This window comes from Paenibacillus sp. 01T422 (assembly GCF_056398785.1).
Map to the genome: position 1 here is coordinate 1 of NZ_JBFTQB010001052.1, position 1,981 is coordinate 1,981.

Below are 1,981 nucleotides of genomic sequence, written 5' to 3' on the forward strand. Positions count from 1 at the left end.
ATCTACGGATTTTGATCGATACTACGTTCCTTTTTTTATAGGATACATAGGCTCGAGAGCGTTAACAGCCATTCAGTATTTGGCGATTCAAAAAGGGGAAGCATCCCTCCGTGCTGTGACAGCACGATATTTAGGAACACGGTTTTGGATCGGTATCGTGATCTCGAGTGCCTCTTTATTTTTCGACTCCTGGGTAAGGTATTTGATTCTTTACGCGGGAATTGCGATCGATGTTCTTCTGCCGGTCATCGGAAGACGGTTCTTGGTGCATACGCCTATTAATACGCATCACTTATTGGAGCGGTTTGCCTTGTTTACCCTGATTCTATTAGGGGAATTAGTGGTGAGTACTTTGGCTGTTCTTCAGAATAGCAACGGAACATGGTCATCGATTTTGTTCGCGGCATTGGCCTTTATACTCGTCATTGGTATTTGGTGGCAGTATTTTGAGAATATCGAGAGAAAAGTGGATAAAGCGCTGCAAACAGTTGGACAGACGATTATTTATGTTCATTTATTCGTTTATTTATCTCTCAGTACAATTGCGGCATCGATTCAGCTGCTATTTCTGGATGAGTTGGACTACCACTTTATTTTGGCGATGGTATTTCTCTCCGTTCTGTTGTATTTCGTCTCGACGTCGATCATCTTTCATCGGTACAGACATAAGCATATGCAGCTTAGACCGATTCATTTGGCCTTATTTTTAGGAATCCTCGGTGGTTTCTATGTTATTGATTTGTTCGTTGTTGTACCCAACTATGTGATTATTGCTGAAATGGCGCTATTTTTTCTGGTTTATGCGAGATTAGCAACCCGTTAGTAGTCCAAGAATGGAAGTATTCGAGGGAGGTACAGCGCTATGATATCTTTTCCGAAAATAACGCAAGCAAAGCTGCTGCAGCGACTAACTCATCCAGGCAAAAAAGTTCGCATGGTGCTTGATACAGATACCTATAACGAAATTGATGATCAATTCGCTGTTGTATATGCGTTGAAATCCCCTGAGCAGCTGCAAGTAGAGGCTTTTTATGCAGCTCCATTTCATAATGAACTGTCAGACGGGCCCGCGGATGGCATGGAGAAAAGCTATCAGGAACTGCACAAAATTTCTGCGCTGCTGCCAGAAATGTCCGGAATCCCGATTTATCGCGGATCGACGGGATACTTAGCTGGCGCTGAGTCTCCGCAGGATAGCGATGCGGCGAGAAATTTGGTGGAGCGGGCGATGGCCTCCCCAGAGGATGATCCGCTCTATGTCGTGGCGATCGGTGCCATTACGAATGTCGCGTCAGCAATACTAATAGAGCCGCGGATCATCGAGAAAATCGTCGTTGTCTGGTTGGGCGGACATGCTCTTCCTTGGCCAGATACGAAGGAATTCAACCTTGCGCAGGATTTGCACGCTTCTCGAACCGTGCTTAATTGCGGCGTGCCGCTCGTATTAATTCCGTGTATGGGCGTCACTTCGCACCTGCTCACAACGCTGCCGGAAGTGCGGGAGCATGTGAAGGACAAGGGAGAGATTGGTAGCTATCTCTACGAAACTTACGAGAATTGTGCGAAAGACCACTTTGCCTATTCGCGGGTGATTTGGGACATTGCGACGATCGCTTATCTGGTCGATGACAGCTGGCTTCCCAATGAGCTGGTGCACAGCCCGATTCTGTCGGAGGATTTCCGCTACAGCTTCGATGCTTCGCGGCATTTTATTCGTTATGTTCACTTTGTACGGCGTGATCTTGTATTTAAAGATTTCTTCAGCAAGCTGGAAGGCTGATTGAGGCAAGTGTTCGGGGAGTCCCTCCATCCGTTGGATGTGGGGGATTTTTGCGGTGTAAGTGTTCCCTCATTGGGAACTGAGGTCTGTGTTTTCAGCAAATTGTACTTAACGCCGATTCCTTCTGTTATTTTCCACAATTCATCCACTTTTGCGCAAGCAGCTCCACTTTCTACCTTTATTTTCACCATATATAGTAAG

At 46.1% G+C, this 1,981-nt stretch carries 2 protein-coding genes; both read left to right on the plus strand.

Going from position 1 to position 1,981, the window contains the following annotated elements; all coding sequences use genetic code 11:
• Positions 1–823 (plus strand): low temperature requirement protein A (locus AC1DUA_RS35365; RefSeq protein ID WP_477504186.1); only part of this gene is annotated, 823 nt, incomplete at its 5' end.
• Positions 824–862: 39 nt separating this feature from the next.
• Positions 863–1,780: a nucleoside hydrolase gene (locus AC1DUA_RS35370; RefSeq protein ID WP_477504187.1), complete on the plus strand. Its 918-nt coding sequence runs from the start codon at positions 863–865 to the stop codon at positions 1,778–1,780.
• Positions 1,781–1,981 lie beyond the last annotated feature (201 nt).